This is a genomic window from Salinibacterium sp. ZJ70 (genome assembly GCF_011751865.2).
Taxonomy (GTDB): Bacteria; Actinomycetota; Actinomycetes; order Actinomycetales; family Microbacteriaceae; genus Homoserinibacter.
Genome location: NZ_CP061770.1, coordinates 2,196,113 through 2,217,269, shown reverse-complemented (window position 1 = coordinate 2,217,269; position 21,157 = coordinate 2,196,113). Strand labels below are relative to the sequence as shown.

Genomic DNA, 21,157 nt, shown 5'->3' with positions numbered 1-21,157 from the left:
CATGCTCATCGCCCTCGCCGTGCCCTTCGATGTCGAGCAGCGGCTGACCGAGTCGGCCGCACACCACGGGCACGAGGTCGCCGTGGTCGCATCCGGGGGAGACGAGCTCGCGCTGCGCCTGCCGCACCTGCCGGTGGAGAGAGTGCTCGTCGCGGCGACGCCGCAGCATCTCACCGCGCGGCTCATCGAGGCGTGCGATTCGCTGGGCATCCGGATGCTCGTGGTCGCCGATGACGCCGACGCTCACCGCCACGCCACCCGCGTCGGCATCGCCGATGCCGTGGACGGACCGCTCGACTGGAGTCTGCTCGATGGCCGCCCGCGCGTGGACGAGCGCCAGCTCCCCCCGGTTCCCGTCGTGCAGCCGGGAGGCGCATCGCGCCGCGACGGTCGGGTGATCGCGGTGTGGGGCCCGCACGGCGCCCCTGGGCGCACGAGCGTCGCGATCTCGCTCGCAGCGGAGCTCGCCTCCGCGGGGCTCGGCGTCGTGCTCGCCGATGCCGACACGCATGCCGCCTCCATCGCCCCTGCCCTCGGGATGCTCGACGAGGCTCCCGGCTTCGCCGCTGCCTGTCGGCTGGCGGGCATCGGCGGGCTCGACGCGGCCCAGTTCGACCGGCTCGCGCAGCCGCATCGCGCCGGGGCATCCGTGATCCGCGTGCTCACCGGCATCGGCCGGGCGGCGCGCTGGCCCGAGCTCGGGGGAGAGCGCGTCGCGGGTGTGCTGACGGCGGCACGGCGGATGTGCGATGCGCTTGTCGTCGACGTGGCGGCGAGTCTCGAAGACGACGATGAGGTCGTGAGCGATCTCGCGGCGCCGCGCCGGAACGCCGCGACCCTCGAGGTGCTGCGCTCCGCTGACGTCGTCGTCGCGGTCGCCGCCGCCGATCCTGTCGGCATCGCCCGGTTCCTGCGGGCACACGCGGAGCTCACGGAGGTCGTCGACCTCGAGCGCATCGTGATCGCCGTGAACAAGGTGCGGGCGAGCGCGATCGGGCTGAACCCCGGCGGCCAGGTCACCCAGACTCTCGCGCGATTCGGCGGCATCTCGGACGTCGTGCTCATCCCGTGGGAGCCTGCGGGTTTCGACTCCGCACTGCTCGGCGGCGCCACGATCATCGACACGGCGCCGCGCTCGGCGGCGCGCGCCGCGATCCGTGCGCTCGCCGAACGCACCCACCCCACGCTCGCCGCGAACGGGGCGCGGCGGCGCCGCACGCGGCGACTAGCCTAGGAGCGTGTCAACGCTCTCCGAGCTCATGCTCGCCCAAGGTCGCTCGACTGAGGCCGATGTCGAATGGCTCCACCTGCTCGTCGCGGACGGTCAGCTGCTCGCGGACCTCGCCTTCGCCGACATCGTGCTCTGGGTGCCGAGTGCATCCGGCAGCTTCGTCGCGGTCGCGCACTCGCGCCCCTCGTCGGCGGCAACGCTGTTCTACCGCGACTTCGTGGGCCAGGAGATCAAGCCGGAGTGGCGTGCGCAGGTGACGCAGGCGTTCGAGGAAGTGCGCATCGTGGACACCTCGGCACCCGACTGGTACGAGGAGACCCCTACGCGCGTACGTGCCGTGCCCGTGCTCCGACGCCTCAGCCCGTCCGGTTCGGCGACCACCGACGAGCCGATCGCGGTGCTCACCCGCCACACGAACCTCTCCGAGGCGCGCACCCCCAGCCGTCAGGAGCTCACCTTCAACCAGTGCGCAGACGACCTGTTCGGCATGATCGCTCGCGGCGACTTCCCCGACCTCGGTGCCCCCACCCTTCCCCGCCGTGGGGCGCCCCGCGCGGCGGACGGCCTCATCCGCCTCGACGTGGACGGCATCGTGACGTTCGCGAGCCCCAACGCCCTCTCGGGTTTCAACCGCATGGGTTTCACGGATGAGCTGGAAGGCGAATCGCTCGCCGAGGTGGCGACGACCGTGCTGCAGGGCAAGCTCACCGTCGACGAGTCGCTGCCGCTCGTCGTCACCGGTCGCGCGCCCTGGCGCACCGACATCGAGGCGCGCGGCATCACGATCACCCTGCGTGCCATCCCGCTGCGCATCAAGGGCCAACGTGTCGGCGCGATCGTGCTCACGCGCGACGTCACCGAGGTGCGTCACCAGGAGCAGGAGCTCATCACCAAGGATGCGACGATCCGCGAGATCCACCACCGGGTGAAGAACAACCTGCAGACGGTGGCCTCGCTGCTGCGCATTCAGAGCCGCCGCACCCACAACGACGTCGCCCGCGACGCGCTCACGCAGGCCATGCGCCGCGTCACCGCGATCGCGGTCGTGCACGACACGCTCTCCACAGGGCTCAGCCAGAACGTCGACTTCGACGACGTCTTCGATCGCGTGCTTCTGCTCGTGGCCGAAGTCGCGTCGAGCCACAACACAACCGTGCGGCCCCGCAAGACCGGCTCGTTCGGCACGCTGCCCTCGGAGTATGCGACGCCGCTCGCTCTGGCCCTCACCGAACTGGTCACGAACGCCGTCGAGCACGGGCTCGCGGAGCGCGACGGCGAGGTCGTCATCTCGGCGAAGCGCAAGACCGATGGCCTCTCGGTGCGCGTGCGCGACAACGGCGTCGGCCTGCCGGAAGGCAAGGTCGGATCCGGACTCGGCACGCAGATCGTGCGCACCCTCATCCAGGGCGAACTCGGCGGAACGATCGACTGGCACACGCTCGAGGGCGAAGGCACCGAGGTGACCATCGAGGTGCCGCTGCTCTACCTCAACAAGTCGCAGGCGTAGTCGAGACCCCGGGCGCCACATCGCCCGATGCAGACGAGAAAGGCCTGGCCCCGGATGTGATCCGGGGCCAGGCCTTCAGTTTCTCGGTCTCAGTGCTGCCGACCGCTTCGGGTGCGTTCGGTTGCGGCAGTGCGCGGCGTCAGGAGGCGCGGCGCGCGCGGGCGGCGCGGCGCTTGAGTGCGCGACGCTCGTCTTCGCTCAGACCGCCCCACACTCCCGAGTCCTGGTTCGTCTCGAGTGCGTACTGCAGGCACTGTTCGGAGACAGTGCACCGACCGCAGACACTTTTGGCCTTCTCGATCTGGTCGACGGCGGGTCCGGTGTTCCCCACAGGGAAGAACAGCTCGGGGTCGACGGTGAGGCAGGCGGCCTTGTCACGCCAGTCCATGGTGCAGTGCTCCTTTGAGTGTGATGCTGTTGACGCTGAACGAAAACGGCTGGGTGGCCGTTTTCGGGCATGGCTGAAGAGGGTTCGAATTGGTGTGGGGGAATGTTGATTCGAACGCACTCACCACGTCGTGAGCGTCACATCAACCATCGACAACTGTTTCATACTTGTTACGACTGATCAATAGGTCTGAATGGGATAACTCTGTGAGATTCAGCACGCGTCCGCCCTTGTTCTGGGGCCTTGCGGCTCTGCTCATCCTCGAGCTCGCAGCCGTCACGGCGGCCGCCGTCGTGCTGCTGATCGACCTCATGGTGCTCGAGCCGACCTCGTGGGGATCCGCCATCGCGCTCACGGTTCTGGTCGTGCTCGCCGTGGTGTGGATGGCCGCGACGGTGGTGGGTCTGTTCCGCGCGCAGGCGTGGGTGCGAGCCTCCGCGACGGTGTGGCAGGTGCTGCAGTTCGCGATCGGCGCGGGTGCCCTCCAGGGCCCCACGGCGCAGCCGGCATGGGGCTGGCCCATCCTGCTCGTCGCGGTGGTGACGTTCGCGATCCTCTTCGCGCCGAGCGTCGTCTCGTCGACGCAGAAGCGGGCCGAGCGCGACTAGCTGGCGAGCTTCAGTCGCTTGCGCAGCATCGCGACGTGACCCGTGGCCTTGATGTTGTAGAAGGCGCGCTCGATGATGCCCTGCTCGTCGATCACGAACGTGGCGCGGATGACGCCCTGCACGGTGCGCCCGTAGAGCTGCTTCTCGCCGAAGGTGCCGTACAGCCCGTGCACCTCGCGGGTCGGGTCGGCGAGCAGCGGGAAGGTGAGACTCTCCTCGCGCACCATCTTCGCGATCGCAGGCACCTCGTCGCGCGAGACGCCGATCACCTGGTAGCCCTCGGCGGCGAAATCGTCGAGGCGGTCGCGGAAATCGCACGCCTGGGCGGTGCACGCGGGGGTGCCGGCCTCGCCGTAGAAGTAGAGGATGACCTTGCGGCCGCGGAGCTCGGAGAGCGTGACGGGGTTGCCATCCTGGTCGGAGAGGGTGAAGTCGGGGGCGTCGATTCCCTCAGCAAGACGGACGGGACTGGGCGTGATTTCAGACATGACTTTGGTCATGGTATCGTTGTCTCTCGGCGCTGAAAGGCACCGAAGCAAGCCGCAAGGCATGCACCTCTAGCTCAATTGGCAGAGCAACTGACTCTTAATCAGTGGGTTCCGGGTTCAAGTCCCGGGGGGTGTACGAGATAGCCCCGCAACCTCTCGCCAGGTTGCGGGGCTTCTTGCATGTCCGGTGAGATGGCGGCATCCTCAGTCGCGCGGCGCGTAGCGCGTGAGCGGGAACGTGTCGGCCACGAGGGTGCGGAGCACCGCGAGATCGCCCTCCACGAGACCGTGGGCGCGCGCCTGCACGAGCACGTTGCCGATCGCGGTCGCCTCGACAGGGCCGGCGATCACGGGGAGGCCCGTGGCGTCGGCGGTGCGTTGGCAGAGCAGCGTGTTCTGCGATCCGCCTCCTACGATGTGCACGGCTCGAACCTCGACGCGGGTGAGTTCGGATGCCTTGCGGATCGTCTGCGCATAGGCTGCGGCGAGACTCTCGATGATCGAGCGCACGAGCTCCGCGCGCGACCCCGGGGGAGTGAGCCCGCGATCCGCGAACCACGCGCGGATGCGGTCGGGCATGCTGCCGGGTGAGAGGAACGTGGGATCGTCGGCGTCGAAGAGCGGCACCGCGGCTGTGACTGCCTCCGCCTCGGTGAGGAGCCGGACGAGGTCGATGCGCTCGCCGGATCGCTCCCAGTCGCGCACCGACTCGGACAGCAGCCAGAGCCCCATGACGTTGTGCAGGTACCGTACGCGCCCGTCGACGCCGCCCTCGTTCGTGAAGCCGGCGGCGCGTCCCGCCTCGCTCAGAACAGGCTCGTCGCATTCGACCCCCACGAGCGACCAGGTGCCGCACGACACGTACGCGATGTCGCGATCCCTCGACGGCACGGCGACCACAGCGCTCGCCGTGTCGTGCGAGCCGACGGCGGTGACCACCGCATCCGTCGCGCCGGTGCCGCGCAGCGCGCTGGGCAGCAGCGGGCCGAGCACCGTGCCCGGCTCGACGAGCGGGGACAGGATGCTGACCGGCACGCCGAGGCGTTCGGCGAGCTCGGCGTCCCACTCGCGCGTGGACACGTTCAGCAGCCCTGTCGTCGAGGCGTTCGTGCGCTCTGCGACAGCGGTGCCGGTGAGCCAGAAGGCGAGCAGGTCAGGCAGCAGCAGCAGGCCGTCGGCGAGAGCGAGGGTGCCCGCGGTGCGGTCGGCGGTGAGTTGGAAGAGTGTCGTGAACGGCAGGTGCTGCAAGCCGTTGCGGGCGTACAGCTCCTCGGCGCTCACGAGGCGGTGAACGATGTCGACCGCGGCGTGGTTGCGCTCGTCGCGGTACGAGTACGGTTCGCCGAGCGTTCGCCCCTCGCGCAGCAGCGCATAGTCGACGGCCCACGAGTCGATGCCGATCGAGACGAGGTCAGGGGCGCGCCGCGCCGCCTCCGCCAGTCCTTCGACCACGTCGCGGTACAGCTGGCTGACCGACCAGTGCAGGCCGTCGGGCGTGCGCACGGGCGCGTTCGGGAACCGCGCGACCTCCTCGATCCTGATGCCGTCGCGTGAGATCCGCCCGAGAACCACTCGACCGCTCGTCGCCCCCAGATCGACGGCCGCCACGACGCCCTCGCGGACGACGCTCATCGCAGGAACGCCGCTGCGACTCCCGCATCCACGGGCACGTGCAGCCCCGTCGTGTGAGAGAAGTCCGGGCCGGTGATCGCAGCGACCGCGTTCGCCACGTTCTCGGGCAGCACCTCGCGTTTGAGGATCGTGCGCTGCGCGTAGAACTGGCCGAGATCGTTCTCGTCGATGCCGTAGGTCTTCGCGCGGTTGGCGCCCCAGCCGGATGCGAAGATGCCGGATCCGCGCACGACGCCGTCCGGGTTGATGCCGTTGACGCGCACCCCGTGCTCGCCGAGCTCGACCGCGAGCAGGCGCACCTGATGGGCCTGGTCGGCCTTCGTCGCCGAGTAGGCGATGTTGTTGGGTCCCGCGAACACCGCGTTCTTGGAGGCGATGTACACGACGTCACCACCGAGCTGCTGCTCGATGAGCACCTTCGCCGCGGCTTTGGAGACGAGGAAGGAGCCCTTCGCCATGATGTCGTGCTGGAAGTCCCAGTCGGCTTCGGTGGTCTCGAGCAGCGGCTTGGAGAGCGAGACGCCCGCGTTGTTGACGACGAGGTCGACCCCGCCGAACGCGAGCACGGCATCCTGGATCGCGGCCTCCACCTGGGCGGCGTCGGTGACGTTCACCTGCACGCCGATCGCGACGTCCATCGAGCCGAGCTCGGCGGCGGCGGCCTGCGCTGTGTCGAGGTCGAGGTCGGCCACCACGACGCACGCGCCGGCAGCGGCGAGGCGTGTGGCGATCGCCTTGCCGATCCCGGACGCCGCGCCCGTCACCAACGCGATGCGGCCGACGTGGGTCTTCGGCCTCGGCATGCGCTGCAGCTTCGCCTCCTCCAGCGCCCAGTACTCGATGCGGAACTTCTCGGCATCCGAGATGGGTGTGTAGGCGGAGATCGCTTCGGCGCCGCGCATGACGTTGATGGCGTTGAGGTAGAACTCGCCCGCCACACGGGCCGTCTGCTTGTTCGCGCCGAAGCTGAACATGCCGACGCCCGGCACGAGCACGATCGCCGGATCCGCGCCCCGCATCGCGGGGGAGCCGGCGACTGCGTGGGCTTCGTAGTAGGCGGCGTAGTCGGCGCGGTAGGCCTCGTGCAGCTCGAGCAGGCGCGCGATCGACTCCTCGACGGAGGCGCCCGCGGGCACATCGAGCAGCAGCGGCTTCACCTTGGTGCGGAGGAAATGGTCGGGGCAGCTCGTGCCGAGCGCCGCGAGCTGCGGCGCCTTCTCGGACGCGAGGAACGCGAGCACGCGCTCGTCGTCGGTGAAGTGCCCGACCATCGGCTTGTCGTACGAGGCGACGCGGCGGATGGTGGGGGCGAGCGCGGCGGCCTTCGCGCGGCGCTCCTCGGCGGGAAGCGCAGCGTTCTCGGGCACAGGCGCGCCGAACGGCTCGGGTTGACCGTGCTCGTCGATGTAGGCCTGCGCGGTATCGATGATCCACCGGCTGCGCTTCTCGGCCTCATCGCTCGTGTCGCCCCACGCGGTGATGCCGTGACCGCCGAGGATGCAGCCCACGGCCTGCGGGTTGTCGCGGCGGATCGCAGCGACGTCGAGGCCGAGCTGGAAGCCGGGGCGGCGCCACGGCACCCACACGACCCGGTCGCCGAAGGCGGCGGTGGTGAGGTTCTCGCCGTCGGCGGCGGTCGCGAAGGCGATGCCGGCATCCGGGTGCAGGTGGTCGACGTGCGCGGCGTCGACGAGCGCATGCATCGCCGTATCGATCGAGGGAGCCGCCCCGCCCGTGCCGTGCAGGCAGTAGTCGAACGCAGCGACCATCTCGTCTTCGCGCTCGACCCCCGGATAGACGTCGACGAGCGCGCGCACGCGGTCGAGGCGCAGCACGGCGAGGCCCCTCTCGGTGAGGGTGCCGAGGTCTCCGCCGGAGCCCTTCACCCACAGCAGCTCGACGCCGTCACCCGTCACCGGGTCGGTCGCCGTGCCCTTCGCGGAGGTGTTGCCGCCCGCGTAGTTGGTGATCTTCGGGTCGGAGCCGAGGCGGTTGCTGCGCGCGATGAGGTCGGCGACGACGCCCATGCTCACGCCCCCCATCCGGCCTGCGCGCCGCCGACGCGTGCCTCGGCGACCGAGGCGGCGTAGCCGGACGCGGCATAGGTGGCCATCGGGTCGGCGGGAAGGCCTTTCGCCTCGCGGTAGGCGGTGAGGCCCGGGCGGACATCCGTGTAGAAGGCGTCCATGAGGATGCCGTGTGCCGCGAGCACGTCGCCCGCGGCCTGGGCGGTATCGAGCGCGCCGTGGTCGACGAGCAGAGCGCGCGCCGTCATCTCCTGCACGTTGAGCACACTGCGAATCTGACCGGGGATCTTGTCCTCGATGTTGTGGCACTGATCGAGCATGAACGCGACGTCGGAGTCGTCGCCGTACCCGCCGCCGCGGATGACCTCCACGAGGATGCGGAACAGCTGGAACGGGTCGGCGGCGCCCACGATGAGGTCGTCATCAGCGTAGAAGCGCGAGTTGAAGTCGAACGAGCCGAGCTTTCCGAGGCGCAGCAGCTGCATGACGATGAACTCGATGTTGGTGCCGGGCGCGTGATGGCCGGTGTCGAGGCACACGACGGCGCGCTCGCCGAGGGCAGCGACCTGGGCGCAGGCGGTTCCCCAGTCGGGGACATCGGTGTGGTAGAAAGCCGGCTCGAAGAACTTGTACTCGAGGACGAGGCGCTGCTCGTCGCCGATCCGCTCGTAGATCGTCGCCAGGGAATCGGCGAGGCGGTCCTGGCGTCCGCGCATATCGTCCTGGCCGGGGTAGTTGGTGCCGTCGGCGAGCCAGATCTTGAGGTCGCGGCTGCCTGTCTCTCCCATGATGTCGATGCACTCGAAGTGGTGGTCGATGGCCTTCTGGCGCACGTGGGCGTCGCGGTGGGCGAGTGACCCGAGCTTGTAGTCGTCGTCCTGGAAGGTGTTCGAGTTGATGGTGCCGAGCGCGACGCCGTGCTCTTCGGCGTGCACGCGCAGGGCTGGATAGTCGTCGACCTTGTCCCATGGGATGTGCAGTGCGACGGTCGGGGCGATGCCCGTGAGCCGGTGCACCTGGGCGGCGTCGGCGATCTTCTCGAACGGATCGCGTGGCACGCCCGGCTGCGCGAAGACCTTGAAGCGGGTGCCGGAGTTGCCGAACGCCCAGGAGGGCAGTTCGATCGCCTGCTGGTCGAGCAGGGGAGCGATGGGGGCCAGATCGGTCATGGGTGGCGCGTCTCCTCGTTGAAACGTTTCATTCTCTGGGTACCGTAGACAGCGGAGCCGCTGGTCGTCAAGGGTCGACTAGCGTGGGCACGCCACCGGGAGGCGAAGGAGTGCACATGGCCGTCTCGATTCGCGACGTCGCCGCGCGCGCTGGCGTCTCAGTGGGCACCGTCTCGAACGTGCTCAATCGTCCCGAGCGCGTCTCCGCCGCCGTCGTGGAGCGCGTGCATGACGCCATCCGCGCCACAGGCTACGTGCGCAACGACGCAGCCCGACAGCTGCGCGCCGGACGCTCGAGCTGCGTCGGGCTCGTCGTGCTCGACGCCCGCAATCCGTTCTTCGCCGACATCGCCCGCGGCGCCGAAGAGGAGGCGGACGAGCACGGCGTCTCGATCCTGCTCGGCGACGGTGGCGAGAGCGCCGACCGTGAGTCCGCATACCTCGACCTCTTCGAGGAGCAGCGCGTGCGCGGCGTGCTCATCTCACCCCTCGGCGACCTCGAGGAGCGGGCTGCCCGCATGCGCGAGCACGGCACACCCGTGGTGCTCGTCGACCGTGTGGCCGAGGGTGGCGCCCTGAGCTCGGTGTCGGTCGACGATGTGGCGGGTGGGCGTCTCGCGGTCACGCATCTGCTCGAGCAGGGCAGGCGCCGCATCGCATTCGTCGCCGGCCCCCTCGGCATCCGCCAGGTGGCCGACCGTCTGCAGGGAGCGCGCGCGGCGATCGCGGAGGTCCCGGGCGCCGAGCTCGAGGTGCTCGAGGGATCGGCGCTGTCGGTCATCGAAGGGCGACGGCAGGGGGAGCTGCTCGTCGCTCGGCCCGCCGCCGAGCGCCACGACGCCGTCTTCGCGGCGAACGATCTGCTCGCGGTCGGCCTGCTGCAGGCCTTCGTGATGCGCGGCGACGTGCGCGTACCCGAGGACGTGGCGATCGTCGGCTACGACGACATCGACTTCGCGAGCTCCACGATCGTGCCGCTCAGCTCCATCCGCCAGCCGTCGCACCTCATCGGTCGCACGGCCCTCGGCATCCTTCTCGAGGAGGCCGACGACCCGGGCCTCATGCCCCGCACCGTCGTGTTCCAGCCGGAGCTCGTGGTGCGCGAGTCGAGCGTCGTCACTCGCTGAGGCGGTCGAGAAGCGGCGCGAGTCGCGGCGGGATGACCTCGTCGAGCGAGACCGCGGTGTTCGTGCGCTGCACGCCCGGGATGTCGAGGAGCATGTTCGTGAGCCGGTGCAGATCGGCGGTGTCGCGAGCGAGGACCTTGATCAGCAGGTCGGCGCCGCCCGTGGTCGCGTGGGCCTCGACGACCTCGGGGATCGCGCCGATCGCGCTGTAGGCGTCGCGCATCGTGCCCTGGCTGATCTCGATCTCGATGAACGCGACGAGCGGATAGCCGAGGGCTGAAGGTCGCACGCGTCGCGTCACGGGGCCGAGGGCGTCGCCTGACTCGAGGCGCCGCAGTCGTGCGTGCACCGTGTTGCGGGCGAGGCCGAGGGAGCGGGAGAGTCCGAGGACGGTGGCGTGCGGATCGTCGTCGAGCGCGGCGAGAATGCGAGCGTCGGTGGCGTCGAGAATGATCTGACTGGTCACGATGTCTCCAAACCTTCGTCTCATTGTGCATTATGCGCAGTGCGCGCGGGCACATTTGCGCGTAATGCCTGATCGAGTGAGCATCAGACGGTGACCACCCACCCCCCGCAGGCTCCCGCGACGGCGAGCCCCGCTCCGGCACCGCAGCGGCACACGGTGCTCGAGGACATCGTGGGGCTCGCGACCGGCACGGTGCTCGTCTCCCTCGGGCTCTTCCTGCTGCACTCCGGCAACCTCGTGACGGGCGGCACGGCAGGGCTCGCACTGCTCATCGGCTACGCGACCGGCATCCCGTATCCGCTGCTCTTCGTGCTCGTGAATCTGCCGTTCTTCGTTCTGGCGGTCCGTCGCAAGGGATGGGATTTCACACTCCGGACCGCTCTCGTCGTGAGTGCCGTGTCTGCCCTCGCCTGGCTCTACGGGCTGCCGGGCTTCATCGGCGACCTCGACCTGAACCCCGTCTTCGCGGCGATCCTCGCGAACCTGCTCGTGGGTGTGGGCGTCGTCGTGATCTTCCGTCACCGGGCGAGCCTCGGCGGCTTCAACATCGCAGCGCTCGTGGTGCAGGAGCGCACCGGCTTCAGCGCCGGCTACACGCTCATGATCCTCGACGGGCTCGTCGTCGCCACGTCGCTCTTCGTCGTCGAGCCCTCCCTCGTGCTGCTGAGCGTGCTCGGTGCGGTCGTGCTCAACGGCAGCCTCGTGCTCAACCACAAGCCGGGGCGCTACCTGGGCGTCTGAGGTTCGCCTCTCGTGGTGGACGGCGTCGGATGCGAGTCCTACGCTGTCGCCATCATCACGTGAGGAGCCCCCGATGACCGAGCACGTCTCCGACCTCGCATCCGCGCGCGCGTCGACGGATGCCGTCGTCCTGCTCCCCGGTGACGAGGAGTTCGAGGAGCTCCGCACCGCCTACGCGGGGGCGGGCGCCCCGGCGATCATCGTGCGGCCGACGAGCGCCCAGCAGATCCGCGAGGCCCTCGCGATCGCCCGGGAGAACGGGCTCGGCGTCTCGGTGCGCAGCGGCGGGCACGGTGCGAATGCGTTCCCGAATCCCGGAGGCCTCGTGATCGATATGCGGGAGTTCCGTGACATCGAGGTGCGCCAGGGCGGCACGGTGCGCGTGGGCACAGGCGCCACGTGGGGCGAGGTCGCCGAGACTCTCGAGCCCCACGGGCTCGTCGTCACCTCGGGCGACACCCGCGATGTGGGGGTGGGCGGACTTGCGCTCGGCGGCGGCATGGGATGGCTGCTGCGCTCGGTGGGGCTCACGATCGATTCCCTGGAATCCGTGGAGCTCGTCACGGTGGATGGGCGCGAGCTCATGGCGTCTGCGGACTCCGAGCCCGAGCTGTTCTGGGCGCTGCGAGGCGGCGGAGGCAACTTCGGCATCGCGACCCATTTCACCTTCCGCGCGGTGCGGCTTCCTGCGGTCGTCGGCGGCAGCATCCAGCTGGCCCTCTCGGATCTGGGTCAGCTGCTGCGCGCCTGGCGCGATGTGATGCGCGCCGCTCCCGACGAGCTCACGACGACGTTCCTCGCGCTGCCGCCGATGGGGCCAGGGGAGGAGCCGAGCGCCCAGCTGCTCGTGTGCGCCGCGACCGATGATGAGGATCAGGGTCTCGCGCTCATCGCTCCGTTGCTGGAGCTTCCGGGGGTCCTCTCCTCGGACATCGCGAGGAGGCCGTACGCCGAGCTCGTGGCGGAGGCGATGGCGCCACCGCCGGTGCGGATGGTCGGCGGGCACGGCTTCGTCGACCTCGACGATGAGACGATCGACGACTACGTCGCCGCAGTCGCGGGCTTCCCTGCCCCGACGGTCGCCTCGGTGCGCTATCTGGGCGGAGCCTTCTCCCGGGTGCCCGCAGAGGCGACGGCGTTCGCGGTGCGCGATCGCGAGGCGATACTGTTCCGCGTCGTGATGCTGTCGCCGGATGCGGACGATGACACCGTGTTCGCTGCGGGTGCACCGTGGGAGCCGGTGGCTGCGCGCGTCACGAGCACCTACGGCAACTTCGTCGAGCACGCCGAGCCCGAGCATCTGGGGCTCATCTACCCGCCCGCGACCCTCGAACGCCTGCGCGCGGTGAAGCGCGCGTTCGATCCGGACAACGTGCTCGCGCGCAACCACAACATCGCGCTCTGACGACGGGGTGCGGCCCGCACCTCATCCGAGGTCGGGCCGCACCGTCTGCGCGGATCAGGGGCGATCGCTGCCGAACACCTCGCGCTCCATCGCGTCGTAGCCCTCCTTCTGCGGGTCGCCGTGGAGTCCTCCCGAGAGGGCGTACTCCTCCTCCGGCGAGAGCACGAGACGATTGCGTCCCCACAGGGCGAACCCGAGCAGGATGAGGATGTAGACGATCGCGATCGCGATGATCGCCGGCTGGAACGCCTCGTTGAGCAGGAAGCCCACGAAGATGAGCGCCGAGATGCCAGCGGCGATGGCGGCGCCGGGCACACCCCACGGGCTCACGTACGGGCGCTTCGCCTGGGGGTAGCGCCGCCGCAGGATGATGAACGAGATCATCTGCAGCAGGTAGGCGAGCACGGCGCCCCACACCGCGATGTTCAGCACGATCGCGCCGACGACAGCACCGGCGTCGGCGCTCAGCTGGCTCACGATGTCGAGCACGACGAGGGCGACGAACCCGATGACGGCCCCCACGACGAGCGCCACCCATGGGGTCTTCCGTGCTCCGGTGAGCGAGAAGAACTTGGGGTAGTAGCCCGCCCGCGAGAGCGAGTACATGTTGCGTCCGTAGGCGAACATGATGCCCTGCAGCGAGGCGAGCAGTCCGATGAGTGCGAAGAGCGCGAGCACCGCGGCCCATGTGTCGCCGACGATCGCCCGGAACCCGTCGAGCAGCGGTTCGACCGACACCCCCATCGCCTCGGCGCCGATGACGCCCGTGTTGAGGAACAGCACGAGCAGCCCGGTGACGATGAGTGTGCCGCGTGCCCAGAATCCGGCGCGCGGGATGTCCTTCACGGGATCATGCGCTTCCTCGGCGGCGAGCGGCAGCTCCTCGATGCCGAGGAAGAACCACATGGCGAACGGCAGGGCGAAGAGGATCGGCAGCGGACCATTCGGGAGGAACGTCGACGAGCCGGCCACAGCGGGATCGGGCTCGATGTTCCAGAGCGAATCCCAGCTGAAGGCGCCCGAGAACGCCGCCATGAGCGAGAACACGAGGATGATGCCGATCGAGATGATCGAGACGATGATCGCGAAGCGGAACGAGATCGCCGAGCCGGCTGCGTTGAGTGCGATGAACACGAGGTACAGCACGATCCACCAGATCCACATGCTGCCGCTGAGGTCGAAGTTCAGCAGCTCGGCGGTGATGAAGTTGGCGTACTGGGCGGAGAAGAACACGATGACGGCCGTCGTGGCGACGTATTCGATCGTCTCGGCGAGACCCGTGATGAGGCCGCCCCAGGGGCCCATCGCGCTTCGTGCGAACGAGTAGGCGCCTCCCGTGTGCGGCATCGCGGAGGCCATCTCGCCGATCGAGAAGATCATCCCGTAGTACATGACCACGAGGATCGCGAAGGCGATGAGCATGCCGCCGAAGCCGGCGAAGTCGATGCCGAAGTTCCATCCCGAGAAGTCTCCCGAGATGACGGCGGCGACAGCGAGACCCCACAGCCCCCAGATGCCCGCCGACCGGGTGAGTCGGCGCTTCTCGAAGTAGTCGGACTCGGCGGTGGTGTAGGTGACGCCACCGACCTTCTTCTGCTCAGACATCTACGGTCCTTCCGCTGGGGGGTGCGGGGTTCCACGGCACTGCCGTGTGCTCGCTTTGGGGGATAGGATGGCGCTTATTGGTACCTGCTGTCTACCTTTAGGGTCAATGACTTCGCTCCGTCCGGGGGTACCCGAGCGCGACTGAGGTTTCAATGGTCGACATTCGGTCGGCTGGCGGAAGGGAACACACATGGCAGTGCGCTCCGGCAACCTCGACCTCGACGAGCTCGAGACCCGCATCCAGACGCAGGCGATCGACACCGTCATCGTGGCGTTCCCCGACATGCAGGGCCGCCTCATCGGCAAACGCGTCTCGGCGAGGCTGTTCCTCGAGGAAGTCGTCGAGCACGGTGCCGAAGCGTGCAACTACCTGCTCGCCGTCGACGTCGAGATGAACACCGTCGACGGCTACCGGCTCTCCAGCTGGGAGACCGGCTACGGCGACATGGTGCTGCGCCCCGACTTCGACTCGCTGCGGGTCATCCCGTGGCAGCCGGGCACCGCCCTCGTGATGGCTGAGCTCACCATGGTCGACGGCACACCCATCCGGCAGAGCCCGCGCGCGATCCTGCAGGCGCAGCTCGACCGGCTCGCCGAACGCGGGCTCACCGCCTTCGTCGGCACCGAGCTCGAGTTCATCGTGTTCGACGACGGCTACCGCGAGGCGTGGCGCAAGGGCTACCGCGACCTGACCCCCGCATCCGACTACAACATCGACTACGCGATCCTCGCTTCCACGCGGATGGAGCCGCTGATGCGAGACATCCGCCTCGGCATGGACGGCGCGGGCATGTACTGCGAAGGAGTCAAAGGCGAGTGCAACCTCGGTCAGCAGGAGATCGCCTTCCGCTTCACCGAGGCGCTCGCAACGTGCGACAACCACACGATCTACAAGAACGGGGCGAAGGAGATCGCCGACGCGCACGGCAAGGCGCTCACCTTCATGGCGAAGTTCGACGAGCGCGAAGGCAACTCGTGCCACATCCACCTGTCGCTGCGCGACGCCGATGGCGCACCCGTCATGGCGGGCGATGGCGCACACGGGTTCTCGCCGCTCATGGAGCACTGGATCGCGGGCATCCTCGCGACGATGCGCGAGCTCACGCTCTTCTCGGCGCCCACCATCAATTCGTACAAGCGCTTCGTCGCGGGCAGCTTCGCGCCGACGGCCATCGCGTGGGGGATCGACAACCGCACCTGCGCGCTGCGCGTCGTCGGACACGGACCCTCGCTGCGTGTCGAGAACCGTGTGCCGGGCGGCGATGTGAACCCGTATCTCGCGGTCGCCGCGATCATCGCGGGGGGCCTCTACGGCATCGAGCATGAGCTCGAGCTCGAACCGATGCTCGCGGGCAACGCCTACACCTCAGGGGCGCCGCGGGTGCCCGCGTCGCTGCGGGACGCGGCCGAGCTGTTCGAGAGTTCGGTCGTGGCGCGTGACGCGTTCGGCGCTGACGTCGTCGAGCACTACCTCAACAACGCCGGGATCGAGATCGCGGCGTTCGATGCGGCCGTGACCGACTGGGAGAGGATCCGCAGCTTTGAGCGCTTCTGACTCCGCATCCGGCGCGCCGATCATCGGGCTGACGACCTACCTCGAGGCCGCCCAGCAGGGGGTGTGGATCACACAGGCGTCGTTCCTGCCGGCGCAGTACTTCCAGGCGGTCACGCGCGCTGGCGGCATCGCGGTGCTGCTGCCGCCGCAGCCCGTCGACGAGCACACCGCGGCGCGGGTGCTCGACGGACTCGACGGTCTCATTCTCACGGGGGGCAAAGACGTCGAGCCGGCACGCTACGGGCAAGAACCCCACCCCGCCACCGATGAGCCGCGGCGCGACCGTGATGCGTGGGAGGAGGCGCTTCTCACCGAGGCGATCGAACGCGGGCTGCCGTTCTTCGGCATCTGCCGCGGGCTGCAGCTGCTCAACGTCGCGCGCGGTGGCAGCCTCATCCAGCACCTTCCGGATGTCGTGGGCAGTACGCGCTACAACGTGGGCGGAGGCGTGTTCGCCGTCAACGAGGTGGGCATCGAGTCGGGCACGAAGCTCGCCGAACTGGTGGCCGATGAGATCGTCGCGGTGAAGAGCTACCACCACCAGGCGATCGACGAGCTCGGTGACGGTCTCGTCGTGACCGCCCGGAGCGATGACGGCATCGTGCAGGCGGTCGAGCTCGCGGGCGCCGACTTCGGGGTCGCCGTGCAGTGGCACCCCGAGGAGGACGCCGAGGTGGATGCGCGGCTGTTCGCCGGACTCGTCGATGCCGCGCGCGACTACCGTGCGTCGAACAGGGGGATGTGATGTCGAGCACGACGCTCATCGATCCGGCGACCGAGGAGGTCATCGGAGAGATCGCGCACACGAGCCTCGAGGAGGTCGATGCGGCCATCGACCGCGCGAGACGTGCGCAGCGCGGCTGGGCGGCGCTCGCCCCGGTCGATCGCGCACGCGCGCTGCGCCGCTTCGCGGATGTCGTGGGCGACCACGTCGAGGAGCTCGCGCAGCTCGAGGTGCGCAACTCCGGCCATCCGATCACCTCAGCCCGCTGGGAGGCGGGGCACGTGCGCGACGTGCTCGAGTACTACGCGGGTGCGCCCGAGCGGCTCATCGGGCAGCAGATTCCCGTCGCGGGCGGCATCGATGTGACGTTCCACGAACCCATCGGCGTCGTCGGCGTCATCGTGCCGTGGAACTTCCCCATGACGATCGCGTCGTGGGGGTTCGCGCCCGCGCTCGCCGCCGGCAACGCCGTGCTGCTGAAGCCCGCCGACTGGACCCCGCTCACCGCGATCCGCCTGGGGGAGCTCGCGCGCGAATCCGGTCTGCCCGAGGACCTGTTCCAGGTGCTGCCCGGTCGGGGTTCGGTCGTGGGGGAGCGCTTCGTGACGCACCCGCACGTCGGCAAGGTCGTCTTCACGGGGTCGACCGAGGTGGGAGCGCGCGTCGCGGCTGGGTGCGCCGAGCGCCTGAAGCCCTCGACGCTCGAGCTCGGCGGCAAGAGCGCCACGATCGTCTTCGGCGATGCGGATCTCGCGCTCGCCGCGGCCTCCGTGCCCGGCTCCGTCTTCGACAACGCGGGGCAGGACTGCTGCGCCCGCAGTCGACTGCTCGTCGAGCGTGGCGTGCTCGACCGGTTCCTCGAACTGCTCGAGCCTGCCGTCGCGGGGTTCCGGGTGGGGGCGCCTGCGGATGAGGCGACCGAGATGGGCCCGCTCGTCTCGGCCGCGCACCGCGACTCGGTGGCGGCGTTCCTCGACGACACCGTCGACATCGCCTTCCGCGGAACCGCCCCCGACGGCCCCGGATACTGGTTCGCGCCCACCGTCGTGCTCGCCGGCCGCGGCGACCGCATCGCGACCGAGGAGGTCTTCGGTCCTGTCGTCACGGTGCTGCCGTTCGACGACGAGGCCGATGCGATCGCGCTCGCCAACGACTCCGTGTACGGTCTCTCGGGATCGATCTGGACGAGCGATCTCGGCCGCGGCATCCGCGTGGCGCGGGGCGTCGAGTCGGGCACCATCAGCGTCAACTCGAACTCCTCGGTGCGCTACACGACGCCGTTCGGCGGCATGAAGAGCTCGGGCCTCGGCCGCGAGCTCGGCCCGGATGCGGCACTCGCGTTCACCGAGACCAAGAACGTCTTCTTCAGCTCCCCCCCGGTCACCCCGGCCACCGCACCCTAAGGATCAGCTATGTCCGTCGCACCCATCGATCTCACCCAGCGCTTGGCAGGGCGGGTCGCCGTCGTCACGGGAGGCGCGAGCGGCATCGGCCTCGCCTCCGCGCGACGCCTCGCGGCGGAGGGCGCGACCGTCGTGATCGGCGATCTCGACGCGACCTCCGGCACCGCAGCAGCCGAGGATCTGGGTGGGCTGTTCGTGCAGGTCGACGTGGCCGACAGGGGGAGCGTCGACCAGCTCTTCGACACCGCTGCTGCGACGTACGGGAAGGTCGACATCGCCTTCAACAACGCGGGCATCTCACCCGCCGACGACGACTCGATCGAGACGACGGAGCTCGACGCGTGGGATCGCGTGCAGCTCGTCAACCTCACGAGCGTCTACCTCTGCTCGCGCGCGGCGCTGCGCCACATGGTGCCGGCGGGGTGCGGATCGATCATCAACACGGCCTCGTTCGTCGCCGTCATGGGGTCGGCGACGAGTCAGATCTCGTACACGGCGTCGAAGGGCGGGGTGCTCGCGATGTCGCGGGAGCTGGGGGTGCAGTTCGCGCGTCAGGGGGTGCGTGTCAACGCGCTCTGCCCGGGACCGGTGAACACGCCGCTGCTGAAGGAGCTCTTCGCCAAGGACCCGGAGCGCGCCGCACGGCGCCTCGTCCATGTGCCGGTGGGGCGCTTCGCGGAGCCCGAGGAGATCGCGGCCGCGGTCGCGTTCCTCGCGAGCGACGATGCGAGCTTCGTGACCGCGTCGACGTTCCTCGTCGACGGCGGCATCTCGTCGGCCTATACGACGCCGCTGTGAGCGACGCATCCGGCGACGCCTCGTCGCTCGTCCACGAACTCGTCTTCCGGCCGGTGCGCACCGGCAACTCCCTCGAGGACACGGTGTCGCGCCTCATGCAGACGATCCGTCTCGGCGTCGTCGCCCCCGGCGAGGCGCTGCCCGCAGAGCGCGAGCTCGCGGCGCGCTTCTCGGTGAGCCGCGACACCCTGCGCGAAGCGATCCGGGAGCTCACGGATGCGGGCTATCTCACCTCGCGCCGCGGGCGCTACGGCGGCACCTTCGTGACCGATCCGCTGCCCACCACCACGGAGGCGCCGCCGCCGGATCCGGCAGAGCTCGAGGATGTCGTGAGCGTGCGCGAGGTGCTCGAGACGGGCACCGCCCGCCTCGCCGCGGGGCGGGAGCTGGGCGCCGCCCAGCGCAGCGAGCTGTGGGCGCGCCTCGCGGATGTGCGCACTGCGTCGCCCGAGGACTACCGGCGGCTCGATTCGCGCCTGCACCTGACCATCGCGGAGCTCGCGGGCGTGCCGTCGCTCGTGGCGCTCATCGCCGACAACCGCACGCGTGTGAACGAGCTGCTCGACAGCTTCCCTCTGCTCACGCGCAACATCGACCACTCGAACCACCAGCACGAGCAGATCGTGCTCGCGATCCTCGCGGGCGACGAGGCGGGGGCCGAGGAGGCGATGCGGGAGCATGTGGCGGGCTCGGCGGCGCTGCTGCGCGGCTTCCTCGCGCATCCGGAACCGCGCGGCCGGGGCTGACGCGAAGCGCTATCGTCAGGATTCGTGACGAAACTCCATGCCGTCGGCGATCCCGTCGAGGCGCTCGCCGCACGCGCGGCCACGGACCCTCACCTCCCGGCTGTCATCACATCCGACGTCGTGCTCTCGGCTGGAGAGCTCTGGGACAGCGCGCTCCGCATCGCTGTGTGGCTCGACGAGCAGGGGATCAGGGAGGGCGAGGGGGTCGCGATCTCGCTCCCTGCCCCGCTCGAGTCGGCGTTCGCCGTCGGGGCGCTCGTCCATGGCGCTGTCGCCGGCGTCGCCGTTCCCGGTATCCGCGTGGGAGACGCGGCACCAGCGAAGCGCATCATCGCCGCGGCGCCGTTTCCGGGGGCGCATCCTGCGCACACGATCCTCGTCGACCAGTCGGTGCTCGCGCGGCTCGCATCGATCGATCCCGAGCGGGCCCCGCTGAGAGCGCATGATCCGCAGGCACCGGCGCGGATCGTGTTCTCGAGTGGCACGACGGGGGAACCCAAGGCTGTCGTGTTCTCGCGGTACGCGCTGCAGAGGCGCATCGTCGCCGCGCGCACCTGGATCACGGACCTCCCCTTCATGTCGCTGATGGGTCCTGCCTCGACGAGTGCACAGGCCACGTTCCTGCACGCGCTGGTTCATGGTGAACCGCACGTCGTGGGCGGGCGCGCCGAGCAGAATCTCGCGATGCTGCGAGAGCACGATGTGCGGGCCGCGCAGGGTTCGCCGCATCAGTGGCGAGCGGTTCTGAACATCGCGCGACGGTCGGGCGAGAAGCTCCCCGCGCTGCAGATCCTGCAGAGCGCCGGGGCGCCGATGCCGACGGCGCTCGCCGCCGAGCTCGCATCATGGTTCGGCGTGCAGATCCGCGAGGTGTACGGGGCGACGGAGGTCGGAGCTGTGGCGGTCGGAGACGGTGTGCGGGACGGGGGCCCGGTGGGACGAGTGCTCCCTCACGCCACCGTCGAGATCGAAGATGACGACGGGCGACAGGTGAGTGACGGCGTCGAAGGGTCTGTGCGCATCCGCACTGACGGTCTCGCCTTGGGCTATCTGGGGGTGGAGGGGCCCCGTGCTTCTGGACTGGCGGACGGATGGTTCCGGCCAGGTGATCGCGGGTTCCTGCAGGAAGGCGAGCTGTTTCTGAGCGGGCGCAGCGACGACCTCGTCAATGCCGCCGGGGTGAAGATCATGCCGCACCGGGTCGAGGAGCTCGCGTTGCAGCTGCCGGGCGTCGAGGATGTCTGCGTCTGTGCTGTGGTCGACCATCGAGGTGCGAGTCAGATCGCCTTGGCGTACGTCGGAGATCTCGGAGATCAGGCGGCCGCGGCGAGGGTGTTGCGGGCGGCGCTCGGAGATGCCGCTCCTGGCATCATCGTGCGGGTGGGTGAACTAGCGCGCACGGTGACGGGAAAACTGCGCCGGACGGAGATCCAGGCGGAGATCGAACGCCGGGCGCAGAGCTACGTCGGGATGTGAGCGGCGCGGAATCGCCGTGGTCATTGCGCCGCGGCCGCCGTGGCCATATCTTGTGCTGAGC

At 69.4% G+C, this 21,157-nt stretch carries 19 protein-coding genes and 1 tRNA gene; 13 read left to right on the top strand and 7 right to left on the bottom strand.

Going from position 1 to position 21,157, the window contains the following annotated elements; genetic code table 11:
* Position 1: 1 nt before the first annotated feature.
* Both HCR12_RS10530 and HCR12_RS10525 read left to right on the top strand, forming a co-directional pair.
* Complete coding sequence (locus HCR12_RS10530; protein ID WP_166866171.1) at positions 2-1,234, top strand: CpaE/TadZ family protein; 1,233 nt, start codon at positions 2-4, stop codon at positions 1,232-1,234.
* A 4-nt stretch (positions 1,235-1,238) separates the two neighbouring features.
* Positions 1,239-2,738, top strand: coding sequence for a sensor histidine kinase (locus HCR12_RS10525; protein ID WP_166866169.1), 1,500 nt, complete (start codon positions 1,239-1,241; stop codon positions 2,736-2,738).
* Between the two features lie 139 nt (positions 2,739-2,877).
* Here the strand turns inward: HCR12_RS10525 and HCR12_RS10520 are convergent, their stop codons facing one another.
* Positions 2,878-3,126: a WhiB family transcriptional regulator gene (locus tag HCR12_RS10520; RefSeq protein ID WP_166866167.1), complete on the bottom strand. Its 249-nt coding sequence runs from the start codon at positions 3,124-3,126 to the stop codon at positions 2,878-2,880.
* A gap of 206 nt (positions 3,127-3,332) precedes the next feature.
* Here HCR12_RS10520 and HCR12_RS10515 point away from each other — a divergent pair, with 206 nt between their 5' ends.
* Positions 3,333-3,734 (top strand): hypothetical protein, encoded by a 402-nt coding sequence (locus HCR12_RS10515; protein WP_166866164.1) that lies wholly within the window; start codon positions 3,333-3,335, stop codon positions 3,732-3,734.
* On the opposite strand, the gene HCR12_RS10510 is transcribed toward HCR12_RS10515, so the two are convergent.
* Entirely contained in the window at positions 3,731-4,222 is a 492-nt protein-coding gene (locus HCR12_RS10510; RefSeq protein WP_166866162.1) for a peroxiredoxin, read from the bottom strand. The genes HCR12_RS10515 and HCR12_RS10510 overlap by 4 nt on opposite strands.
* 63 nt (positions 4,223-4,285) lie before the next feature.
* Between HCR12_RS10510 and HCR12_RS10505 the strand changes: the two genes are divergently transcribed.
* A tRNA-Lys gene (locus HCR12_RS10505) sits at positions 4,286-4,358 on the top strand.
* 68 nt (positions 4,359-4,426) lie between these two features.
* Here the strand turns inward: HCR12_RS10505 and HCR12_RS10500 are convergent.
* The 3 genes from HCR12_RS10500 to rhaI are packed head-to-tail and all read right to left on the bottom strand — an operon-like array spanning position 4,427 to position 9,050.
* Complete coding sequence (locus HCR12_RS10500) at positions 4,427-5,854, bottom strand: rhamnulokinase (protein WP_166866160.1); 1,428 nt, start codon at positions 5,852-5,854, stop codon at positions 4,427-4,429.
* Positions 5,851-7,896: a bifunctional aldolase/short-chain dehydrogenase gene (locus HCR12_RS10495; RefSeq protein WP_191412331.1), complete on the bottom strand. Its 2,046-nt coding sequence runs from the start codon at positions 7,894-7,896 to the stop codon at positions 5,851-5,853. Before HCR12_RS10495 ends, HCR12_RS10500 begins: the two co-directional genes overlap by 4 nt.
* On the bottom strand, positions 7,884-9,050 hold the full coding sequence (gene rhaI, locus HCR12_RS10490; protein ID WP_166866158.1) for an L-rhamnose isomerase: 1,167 nt from the start codon (positions 9,048-9,050) through the stop codon (positions 7,884-7,886). Before rhaI ends, HCR12_RS10495 begins: the two co-directional genes overlap by 13 nt.
* Positions 9,051-9,166: 116 nt before the next feature.
* Between rhaI and HCR12_RS10485 the strand changes: the two genes are divergently transcribed.
* Positions 9,167-10,177 carry a LacI family DNA-binding transcriptional regulator gene (locus HCR12_RS10485; RefSeq protein ID WP_166866156.1) on the top strand — a complete coding sequence of 337 codons (1,011 nt, stop codon included), beginning with the start codon at positions 9,167-9,169 and terminating at the stop codon, positions 10,175-10,177.
* Here HCR12_RS10485 and HCR12_RS10480 read toward each other — a convergent pair.
* Positions 10,167-10,643: an Lrp/AsnC family transcriptional regulator gene (locus HCR12_RS10480; protein WP_224763420.1), complete on the bottom strand. Its 477-nt coding sequence runs from the start codon at positions 10,641-10,643 to the stop codon at positions 10,167-10,169. The two genes, HCR12_RS10485 and HCR12_RS10480, sit on opposite strands and share 11 nt — an antisense overlap.
* Before the next feature lie 90 nt (positions 10,644-10,733).
* Here HCR12_RS10480 and HCR12_RS10475 point away from each other — a divergent pair, with 90 nt between their 5' ends.
* On the top strand, positions 10,734-11,384 hold the full coding sequence (locus HCR12_RS10475; RefSeq protein WP_166866152.1) for a YitT family protein: 651 nt from the start codon (positions 10,734-10,736) through the stop codon (positions 11,382-11,384).
* A gap of 73 nt (positions 11,385-11,457) precedes the next feature.
* Positions 11,458-12,789 carry an FAD-binding oxidoreductase gene (locus HCR12_RS10470; RefSeq protein WP_166866150.1) on the top strand — a complete coding sequence of 444 codons (1,332 nt, stop codon included), beginning with the start codon at positions 11,458-11,460 and terminating at the stop codon, positions 12,787-12,789.
* A gap of 54 nt (positions 12,790-12,843) precedes the next feature.
* Here the strand turns inward: HCR12_RS10470 and HCR12_RS10465 are convergent, their stop codons facing one another.
* Positions 12,844-14,394: an amino acid permease gene (locus HCR12_RS10465; protein WP_166866148.1), complete on the bottom strand. Its 1,551-nt coding sequence runs from the start codon at positions 14,392-14,394 to the stop codon at positions 12,844-12,846.
* Positions 14,395-14,584: 190 nt separating this feature from the next.
* Here HCR12_RS10465 and HCR12_RS10460 point away from each other — a divergent pair, with 190 nt between their 5' ends.
* From HCR12_RS10460 to HCR12_RS10435, 6 genes are read left to right on the top strand one after another with little or no spacing between them, the layout of a single operon-like run.
* Complete coding sequence (locus HCR12_RS10460) at positions 14,585-15,949, top strand: glutamine synthetase family protein (protein WP_166866146.1); 1,365 nt, start codon at positions 14,585-14,587, stop codon at positions 15,947-15,949.
* Entirely contained in the window at positions 15,936-16,694 is a 759-nt protein-coding gene (locus tag HCR12_RS10455) for a gamma-glutamyl-gamma-aminobutyrate hydrolase family protein (RefSeq protein WP_224763419.1), read from the top strand. The genes HCR12_RS10460 and HCR12_RS10455 overlap by 14 nt, the downstream gene beginning before the upstream one ends.
* Positions 16,694-18,076 carry an aldehyde dehydrogenase family protein gene (locus HCR12_RS10450; protein ID WP_166866144.1) on the top strand — a complete coding sequence of 461 codons (1,383 nt, stop codon included), beginning with the start codon at positions 16,694-16,696 and terminating at the stop codon, positions 18,074-18,076. The genes HCR12_RS10455 and HCR12_RS10450 overlap by 1 nt, the downstream gene beginning before the upstream one ends.
* A gap of 9 nt (positions 18,077-18,085) precedes the next feature.
* The gene (locus HCR12_RS10445; RefSeq protein ID WP_166866142.1) at positions 18,086-18,874 is read left to right on the top strand and encodes a 3-oxoacyl-ACP reductase; all 789 of its coding nucleotides are present in this window, start codon (positions 18,086-18,088) and stop codon (positions 18,872-18,874) included.
* Complete coding sequence (locus HCR12_RS10440; RefSeq protein ID WP_224763418.1) at positions 18,871-19,620, top strand: FadR/GntR family transcriptional regulator; 750 nt, start codon at positions 18,871-18,873, stop codon at positions 19,618-19,620. The genes HCR12_RS10445 and HCR12_RS10440 overlap by 4 nt, the downstream gene beginning before the upstream one ends.
* A 24-nt stretch (positions 19,621-19,644) precedes the next feature.
* Positions 19,645-21,096 (top strand): class I adenylate-forming enzyme family protein, encoded by a 1,452-nt coding sequence (locus tag HCR12_RS10435; protein ID WP_166866140.1) that lies wholly within the window; start codon positions 19,645-19,647, stop codon positions 21,094-21,096.
* The last annotated feature ends 61 nt before the right edge of the window (positions 21,097-21,157 follow it).